We start from the raw sequence: 9,182 nt of genomic DNA on the forward strand, positions 1-9,182 counted from the left end.
GGAACGACGACTGGGAGGCATTCCCAGAGGCGCGTTCCGCCGAAGCCCTGCACAACCGCAGGTCCGGCACGGGCGATGCGGGACGTTGGCGCACCCGTCAACGATCGACCACTGTGGACAGGTGGCGACCGGCGCCCCGGTGCCTGGACGCCGCCTTCCGCACGCGGGTACTCGGGAGGCTTGACCGATGTTCAGCCGTGTCGCCATCGTCAACCGCGGGGAAGCCGCCATGCGGCTCATCCACGCCGTCCGCGACCTCTCAGCGGAAATCGGGAAGCGCATCGAGACCGTCGCGCTGCACACCGACGCCGACCGCGACTCCACCTTCGTCCGAGAAGCCGACCTCGCCTTCTCGCTGGGCCCGGCCGCGGCCCGCCCCTACCTCGACCACGCGGTGCTGGAGCGCGCACTGGTCGATTCCGGTGCCGATGCGGCGTGGGTCGGCTGGGGCTTCGTCGCCGAGGATCCGGCGTTCGCCGAGCTCTGCGAGCGGATCGGCATCACCTTCGTGGGCCCGAGCGCGGAGGCGATGCGCAAGCTCGGAGACAAGATCGGTGCCAAGCTGATCGCCGAAGAGGTCGGCGTGCCGGTCGCGCCGTGGAGCCGCGGCGCCGTCGCCACGCTCGACGACGCGTTGCGCGTCGGCGACGAGATCGGGTACCCGCTGATGCTCAAGGCCACCGCGGGCGGCGGCGGGCGCGGCATCCGCAAGGTCGCCTCCGCCGTGGAGCTGTCCGAGTCCTACGAGCGCACCGGCCGGGAGGCGTCGCGCGCCTTCGGGTCCGGCACCGTCTTCCTGGAGCGGCTGATCACCGGGGCCCGCCACGTCGAGGTGCAGGTCATCGCCGACGGGCAGGGCACCGCGTGGGCGCTGGGCGTGCGGGACTGCTCGGTGCAGCGGCGCAACCAGAAGATCATCGAGGAATCCGCGTCCCCGGTGCTCCAAGTGGATCAAGTCGCCGAGTTGAAGGCCTCGGCCGAGCGGCTCGCCGTGGCCGTCGGCTACCGGGGCGCCTGCACCGTCGAGTTCCTCTACCACCCCGGGGAGGAGGTGTTCGCCTTCCTGGAGGTCAACACCCGCCTGCAGGTGGAACACCCGATCACCGAAGTCACGACCGGGACCGACCTGGTCCGGATGCAACTGCACGTGGCCGGTGGCGGAACGCTCGATGGCGCCCGGCCGGACGAGGTGGGGCACGCCGTGGAGGCCCGGCTCAACGCCGAGGACCCCGACCGCGACTTCGCACCCGCCCCTGGCCGCATCGCCCGGCTCGTGCTGCCCGCTGGGCCCGGCATCCGGGTGGACACCGGCGTCAGCGAGGGTGACACCATCCCGCCGGACTTCGACTCGATGATCGCCAAGATCATCGCTCACGGCCGGGACCGCGACCAGGCGCTGGCCCGGCTGCGCCGCGCGATGGCCGACACCACGGTCATCATCGAAGGCGGCGCCACCAACAAGAGCTTCGTGCTCGACCTGCTCAACCGGCCCGAGGTCGTCGACGCCAGCGCCGACACCGGCTGGATCGACCGGGTGCGCGCCGAAGGCGGCCTGGTCAGCCACCGGCATTCGGCGGTGGCCCTGGGCGCGGCCGCGATCGACGCCTACCTGGACGCGGAGGAGATCAGCCGCCGGCGGCTGCTGGCCACCGCGCAGGGCGGACGGCCGCAGGTGCAGCACGACCCGGGTGCGCCGCTGGACCTCAAGCTGCGCGGCGTCGGCTACCGGGTGAGCGTGGTCCGCGTCGGGCAGCAGCGCTTCCGCGTGGGCATCACCAGCGGCGGCGACGTGCACCCCGCGGACGTCGAGGTCGAGCGGTTCGACGCGCACAGCAGCCGAATCGTCGTCAACGGGCGCGGTTTCCGGCTGACCTCGGCCACCCACGGACCCACCCACCTCGTCGAGGTCGATGGCGTGACGCACCGGATCAGCCGGGACGAGGGCGGCGTGGTGCGCTCTCCCGCGCCCGCGCTGGTCGTGGCGAATCCGCTGTCGGTCGGCGACGAGGTCGCGGCGGGCGCACCGGTGCTGGTGCTGGAGAGCATGAAGATGGAGACGGTGCTGCGCGCACCGTTCCGCGCCCGGATCCGCGAGTGCCCGGTGTCGGTGGGCAGCCAGGTCGAGACCGGTGCGCCGTTGCTGCGGTTGGAGCCGCTGGTCGGGGACGGCGCCGAGCAGACCGAGGCCAACCCCGAAGTCGTCAAGATCGATCTGCCCGCGCAGCCCGCGCCCGGCGAGGCGACCGAGCGGGCGGAGCGCGGCCTGCGAGACCTGCGCGGCCTGCTGCTCGGCTACGACACCGATGAGAGGCACCGGGAACGAGTGCTGTCGGACTACCTCACCGCGCGTGCGGAGGTGGGCTGGTCGTCCTTCGAGGGCGAGCTGGAGCTGCTGGCGGTGTTCGTGGACCTCGCCGAGCTCAGCAGGGACAAGCCGCGCGGCGACCTCGACACCGAACCGGGCAACCCGGTGCACAGCCCCCGCGAGCACTTCCACCGCTTCCTGCAGAGCCTCGACGTCGAACGTTCCGGTGCCAGCGAGGTCTTCCAGGACCAGCTCCAGGAGGTTCTCGCGCATCACGGCGTCACCGAGCTGGAACGCACTCCGGAGCTGGAGGGCGCGATCTTCCGGATCTTCCTCGCGCTGCAGCGGATGCCGTCGGACATCGTGGTGGTTTCCGAGTTGCTGACCCGGTTGCTGGCCGGACCGACACCGGACGAGTCGGTGCGCGAGCGCGCCGGGCTCGTCCTGGAGCGCCTGGTCGAGGCGACGCGGATGCGCTACCCGGCGGTGTCGGACCTGGCCCGCGACGTGCTGCTGCGGAGGTTCTCCCGCCGGTTGCCGCGCGTCACCGCGGACCCCGTGCGCGGTGCGCGCGTGCACGCTGAGGAGCCCGCTCGGCCGCTGGACGACTACCAGCAGAAGGTGCTGCGCGCCGCCCGGCGCGGGACCGTCTACCCGTACGAGCTGATCGACCTGCTCACCGGTCCGAATGGTCGTTTCGTCGAGCACGACCTCGACGAGGACGGCGTGCTGGTGCCGGTGGACCGGCCGAAGGGCTACAACACCTCGGCGATCGTCGCGGGCGTGGTCACCACGCCGACCGCGCTCCACCCCGAGGGCGTCGAACGCGTTGTGCTGCTGGGCGATCCGACCAACGCGCTCGGTGCGCTCGCCGCGCCGGAGTGCGCTCGGGTTGTCGCCGCGTTGGACCTGGCCGAGCGGATGCAGGTGCCGCTGGAGTGGTTCGCGCTCTCGGCCGGTGCGCGGATCTCGATGTCCTCGGGAACCGAGAACATGGATTGGGTTGCCGCCGCGCTCAAGAAGATCGTCACGTTCACCCAGGGTGGCGGTGAGATCAACTTCGTGGTGGCCGGTATCAACGTGGGTGCGCAGCCGTACTGGAACGCCGAGGCCACGATGCTGATGCACACCAAGGGGATCCTGGTGATGACACCGGATTCGGCGATGGTGCTCACGGGAAAGCAGTCGCTGGACTTCTCCGGTGGTGTCTCGGCCGAGGACAACTTCGGCATCGGCGGTTACGACCGGGTCATGGGCCCGAACGGTCAGGCGCAGTACTGGGCGCCGAACCTCGCAGCGGCCAACGACGTGCTGATGGCCCACTACGAGCACACCTACATCGCCCCGGGCGAAACCGGGCCGCGCAGGGCCCCGACCACCGACCCGCGCGACCGCGACATCTCGACCTACCCGCACGAGCTCGCCGACAGCGACTTCACCCGGGTCGGCCAGATCTTCTCCGACGTGCACAACCCCGACCGCAAGAAGCCCTTCGACATCCGGACCGTGATGCGCGCCGTCTCCGACCAGGACCACCCGGTGCTTGAGCGGTGGGCCGACATGGCCGACGCCGACACGGCCGTCGTCCAGGACGCGCACGTCGGCGGCCTGCCCGTCTGCCTGCTGGGCATCGAATCGCGCTCGGTGCAGCGGCGCGGTTACCTGCCCACCGACGGCCCCGACACCTACACCTCGGGGACGCTGTTCCCGCGCTCGTCGAAGAAGACCGCTCGCGCCATCAACGCGGCCAGCGGGAACCGGCCGCTGGTGGTGCTGGCGAACCTCTCCGGGTTCGACGGCTCTCCCGAATCCATGCGCAAGCTGCAGCTGGAGTACGGCGCCGAGATCGGCCGGGCCATCGTCAACTTCGACGGCCCCATCGTGTTCTGCGTGATCTCCCGCTACCACGGCGGCGCGTTCGTCGTGTTCTCCAAAGCGCTCAACCCCAACATGACCGTCCTCGCCGTCGAAGGCTCCTACGCCTCCGTCATCGGCGGCGCACCAGCAGCGGCGGTGGTGTTCTCCCGCGACGTGCACAACCGCACCGAGGACGACCCGCGAGTGGCCAAGCTGCACGAACAGCTCGCGGCAGCGGACGACGCCGAGCGGGACGCGCTGAACGCGCAGCTCGCCGACGTCTGGTCGGCGGTGCGGGCGGACAAGCTCGGCGAGGTCGCCGCGGAGTTCGACCGGATCCACAACATCGAGCGCGCGGTCGAGATGGGCTCGGTGGACGCGATCATCAGCGCGGCCGAGCTGCGGTCGCGAATCGTCGAGGCCGTCGAGCACGGCTTGAACTGACATCGACCCCTGGAGCGACCTCCCCATGACACAGCAGCAGATCCTCGACCTGCCCGCTTCGAAGTTCGCGATGCCCGACGACCTCGATGAGGAGACGTCCGGGGCCAACGTGCTCGGAGTCATCAACTACACCTCCGGTGCCACCGACCCGGACGTGACGAGCGGGCACCTGCGGTTCGACCTCCACATGACCGGGACGGCCGCTGACGGGTTCGCCGAGGTGTGGACGACCGAACGGCCGGTGGAATCAGGAGAGTCCGGCGGCATCGCCTACTCGCACGACGGCGAGCACCTGCTGTGCGCGGGCCGCATCCCGCCCGCCACCAGCTACGCGGAAGGCACCCGCGCCGCGTACACGACGACGCTGGAGCTGATGGACGCCCTCGGCTACGACAACTGCGCGCGGATGTGGAACTTCGTGAACCGCATCAACGAGGACAACGCCGAGGGCCTGGAGATCTACCGGGACTTCTGCAAGGGCAGGGCCGAGGCCTTCGAGGCGTTCAACTTCAGCGACACCTCGGTGCCCGCGGCCACCGGAATCGGATCGCTGGGAGGCGGGATCGCCTTCTACGTCCTGGCTTCCCGCACGAGCTCGCTGACCGCGATCGAGAACTCCAAGCAGGTCTCGGCGTACAACTACCCGGAGCAGTACGGTCCCCGGCCGCCGAAGTTCGCCAGGGCCACCTACCAGAGCGCGACCAGCGCGGACCGCACGTCCGGGCAGATCTACGTCGCGGGAACGTCGAGCATCCGCGGGCACGAGACGCTGTTCGCCGGGGACGTCGAGAAGCAGGCGCTGCTGGCGCTGGACAACATCGCTCACCTGATCGGGCCCGAGACCCTCGCCGACCACGGGATCGAGCAGCGCAACACCCTGGCAGACCTGGACACCATCAAGGTCTACGTCCGGCACGGCGAGGACATCCCAGCCGTCCGGCGGATCTGCGAGGAGCACTTCTCGCCCGACGCCCAGGTCGCCTACCTCAACGTCGACGTCTGCCGCGCAGACCTCTCGGTGGAGCTGGAGGGGATCATCCACTCGGCGAACCGGTGCGAACCGTAGTCCTCGTCACGCCGGCCGGCTCGCGCACCCGCAGCCGCCCCGTCGACCAGTTCCACAACGGCCCGGCACCCGGTGGTGGGAAGCAGCGCCCAGGACTAGGGCTTCTCCTCGACCTCCCCGCAGATCCGGGACAGCGCGGAGCCAGTCCGGCAGGCTTCCGCGGGAGTGCCACGTCGGCCCGCCTACGCCGAAGGGTGTTTTTGTCCATGAGCTCGACTCCACGGCCGATCCTGTTCGTCAGCCTGCCCGAGGCCGGTCTGCTGAACCCGATGCTGGTGCTCGTCGAGGAGCTGTCGCGCAGGGGCGTGACGGACCTGTGGTTCGTCGCGGACGAGAAGGCGCGGGCCGGCGTGGAGGCGGCCCAGGTGGGATCACCCATCCAGTTCTCCTCCCTCGGTGACGTGACCCCGGAGATGTCGTCTGTCACCTGGGACGACGAGACCTACCGCCGGGTCACCCAGCGCTCGCGGTTCAAGGCCCACCGCGCGGTGATCGAGCAGACCCACCGGCCGGAGCAGCGGGTTCCCAAGTACCGCGCGCTGGAGGAGGCCGTCGAGGAGGCGCAGCCTGCGTTGATGGTCATCGACTGCATGTGCCAGTTCGGGCACGAGCTGGCGATCACCAAGAAGATCCCGTTCGTGCTCAGCGACACCTTCGTGCCGAGCTACATCCTCACCTCCGCCGTACCGATCGGGAAGTCCTACACGCCGGCGAACTTCCCCGTGCCGAACTCGGGGCTTCCGCTGGAGATGAACGTCCGCCAGCGGCTGGCGAACCGGCTGTTCAAGTGGCGCACGCTGAGCCTGGCGTTCTCCTCGATGATGAAGGAGCGCAACGCCCGCGATGCGCGGGTCCGCGCCGAACTCGGCATCGACCCGTCCACGTACGGGCAGTTCACGCGCGTCGAATTCGCCGAACTGGTGCTGTGCTACGCGATTCCCGAGATGGACTACCCGTTCGAGATCCCCGGGATGCTGCACAACGTCGGCGCGATGATCCCGCCGCTGCCGCAGGCGCCCGGCGAGGAGCTCGGCCGGTGGCTGGACGAGCGGCAGTCGGTCGTCTACGCCGGTTTCGGCACGATCACCCGGCTGACCGGCGAGCAGGTCCGCTCCTTCGTGGAGGTGGCGCGGCGCCTGGAAGGGCAGCACGACGTCCTCTGGAAACTGCCTCAGGACCAGCAGCGATGGCTCCCAGAGGACCTGCCGGGCAACCTCCGCATCGAGTCGTGGGTGCCCTCGCAGCTGGACGTGCTGGCGCACACCAACGTCAAGGTCTTCTTCACCCACGGCGGCGGCAACGCCTACACCGAGGGCATCCACTTCGGCACACCGATGGTGATGCGGCCGCTCTGGGTCGACTGCTACGACCAGGCGGTGCGCGGTCAGGACATCGGCGTGAGCCTCACCCTCGACAAGCCGCACGCCATGGATCCGGACGACGTCCTCGACAAGCTCACCCGGGTGCTCGGCGATCCCTCGTTCCGGCAGCGCGCCGAGCACCTGGCCGAGCTCCAGCGCGTCGCCGGGGGCCGCACCGCTGCGGCCGATCTGGTACTCGGCCTGCCCGCGCTCGCAGTGGAGTGAATCCGCGATGAACACAGAACAACAGCCGGTCCCGTTCATGCTCCGCCGGCCGGGGGTGTCGTTCCCGCCGCCGGAGTACGCGCAGTTCCGGCAGCGGCCGGGCCTCACCCGGGCGGCGCTGCCCACCGGCGACACGGTGTGGCTGGTGACCAGGCACACCGACGTGCGCGAGGTCCTCACCGATCCGCGGATCAGCTCCAACCCGGCGCACGAGGGCTTCCCGACCCCCGGCCGCACCGGTGGGGTTCCCGCCGCGAGCGAGATCCCAGGGTGGTTCGTCGCCCTCGACCCGCCGGATCACTCGATGTTCCGCAAGCAGCTGCTGCCCGAGTTCACCGTGCGGCGGATCCGGGCTCTGCGGCCGGCGATCGAGGCGATCGTCGACCAGTCCATCGACGCGATGCTCGCCCGCGGCAACAGCGCCGACCTCGTCGAGGACTTCTCGCTGTCGGTGCCGTCGCTGGTCATCTCGGCGCTGCTGGGCGTGCCGAAGGGCGATCGGGCCTTCTTCGAGGCGAAGACGAAGATCCTCGTGACGATCAACTCGACGGACGAGCAGCGCGACGAGGCGAGCAAGCAGATCCTGCGCTACCTCAACAGGCTCATCGCGATCAAGCGGAAGCGCCCCGGGGACGACCTGCTCAGCAAGCTCGGCACGAGCGGCGACATGTCCGTCCAGGAGCTCGCCGGCGTCGCGATGCTGCTGCTCATCGCCGGGCACGAGACGACGGCGAACAACATCTCGCTGGGCGTGATGACCCTGCTCTCCCACCCCGAGTGGATCAACGACGAGCGGGTCGTCGAAGAGCTGCTGCGCTACTACTCCGTGGCCGACATGGTGGCGCTGCGAGTGGCGACCGAGGACGTCGAGATCGGCGGGCAGCTGATCAAGGCCGGCGAGGGCGTCGTGCCGCTGGTCGCCGGAGCCAACCACGACTCGACCGTCTTCGAGCGGCCGGACGAGTTCGACCCGACCCGCTCGGCGCAGGGTCACGTGGCCTTCGGCTACGGCGTGCACCAGTGCCTCGGGCAGAACCTCGTCCGGCTGGAGATGGAAGTCGCCTACTCGAAGTTGTTCGAGCGCATTCCGACGCTGGAGATCGCCGTCCCGCTGTCGGAACTGCCCTTCAAGTACGACGGAATCCTCTTCGGACTGCACGAGCTGCCGGTGCGCTGGTGACGGCTTCGGGGTCCGATCCAGGGTCTCCCGCAGAAAGGTGAACGAGCATGGCTCAGATCGTCGTGGACACCACGAAGTGCGTCGGAGCGGCACAGTGCGTGCTCTCCTCCCCCGACCTGTTCGACCAGGACGACGACGGCTTCGTGATGGTCCTGGAGGACAACCCCACGGGCGAACTCGCCCAGGCGGCCGCCACGTCCGCCACCCTCTGCCCGTCGCAGGCCATCACGGTCCAGGACTGACCAGGATCGACAAGAGCCCCTGGCCACCGAGTCGCTCACCGGAGCGTCGCTGGTGCACGATGCTCGCCCCCTGCCGGTATCAAGCGACCACGGCGACCAGGACGACGATGCCCCGCACCCGCACGAGGTGCGGGGCATCGTGCTCACCGCTGGCCGAGCCCGTCCGCCTTGACCGCGGATGAGGACGACGCTTGCCGCCGGCTCGGCGTGGCGGTGAACCAGCCCTGGACGCGGTCCTTGGGATCCCTCACCGCAGCATGCCCGTCGGCGTTGCCGATCTCGGCGGCTCACCGTCGCGAGGACGGCCTGCTGCGCGGAGCACTGGCGTCCTCCGCTGTTGGACCGCCTGGAGCAGCCTCCCTGATCAACGCTCACATCGCCGCCGTTGCCGAGATGTACCCAACGCAGTCACCGGCCTTCCCCGGCTGATCGCCGGAACCCCGGATCACGGCGGTGTTCCGGGGTTCCGATCACGGCCGCGATCCGGGCGTCTACGGGCTGG

Annotated in this window: 5 protein-coding genes; all 5 read left to right on the top strand. The window is 69.8% G+C overall.

Annotated features, from left to right (window positions below):
- The first annotated feature begins 187 nt into the window (after positions 1-187).
- The 5 genes from E1161_RS17495 (at position 188) to E1161_RS17515 (ending at position 8,680) form a co-directional block, all read left to right on the top strand.
- Entirely contained in the window at positions 188-4,606 is a 4,419-nt protein-coding gene (locus E1161_RS17495; RefSeq protein ID WP_132624580.1) for an ATP-binding protein, read from the top strand.
- A 25-nt stretch (positions 4,607-4,631) separates the two neighbouring features.
- The gene (locus tag E1161_RS17500) at positions 4,632-5,672 is read left to right on the top strand and encodes an FkbO/Hyg5 family chorismatase (RefSeq protein WP_132624582.1); all 1,041 of its coding nucleotides are present in this window, start codon (positions 4,632-4,634) and stop codon (positions 5,670-5,672) included.
- A 206-nt stretch (positions 5,673-5,878) separates the two neighbouring features.
- A complete protein-coding gene (locus tag E1161_RS17505; protein ID WP_132624584.1) occupies positions 5,879-7,258 on the top strand; it encodes a glycosyltransferase in 1,380 nt (459 codons plus the stop codon).
- Positions 7,259-7,265: 7 nt separating this feature from the next.
- Positions 7,266-8,438 (top strand): cytochrome P450, encoded by a 1,173-nt coding sequence (locus tag E1161_RS17510; protein WP_132624586.1) that lies wholly within the window; start codon positions 7,266-7,268, stop codon positions 8,436-8,438.
- Positions 8,439-8,485: 47 nt separating this feature from the next.
- On the top strand, positions 8,486-8,680 hold the full coding sequence (locus E1161_RS17515) for a ferredoxin (protein ID WP_132624588.1): 195 nt from the start codon (positions 8,486-8,488) through the stop codon (positions 8,678-8,680).
- The last annotated feature ends 502 nt before the right edge of the window (positions 8,681-9,182 follow it).

It is taken from the genome of Saccharopolyspora aridisoli, assembly GCF_004348445.1.
GTDB lineage: Bacteria > Actinomycetota > Actinomycetes > Mycobacteriales > Pseudonocardiaceae > Saccharopolyspora > Saccharopolyspora aridisoli.

Bases quoted from the DNA above. Each gene is read 5' to 3' on its own strand.
- E1161_RS17495 (WP_132624580.1), top strand. From the start codon at position 188: ATGTTCAGCCGTGTCGCCATCGTCAACCGCGGGGAAGCCGCCATGCGG.
- E1161_RS17500 (WP_132624582.1), top strand. From the start codon at position 4,632: ATGACACAGCAGCAGATCCTCGACCTGCCCGCTTCGAAGTTCGCGATG.
- E1161_RS17505 (WP_132624584.1), top strand. From the start codon at position 5,879: ATGAGCTCGACTCCACGGCCGATCCTGTTCGTCAGCCTGCCCGAGGCC.
- E1161_RS17510 (WP_132624586.1), top strand. From the start codon at position 7,266: ATGAACACAGAACAACAGCCGGTCCCGTTCATGCTCCGCCGGCCGGGG.
- E1161_RS17515 (WP_132624588.1), top strand. From the start codon at position 8,486: ATGGCTCAGATCGTCGTGGACACCACGAAGTGCGTCGGAGCGGCACAG.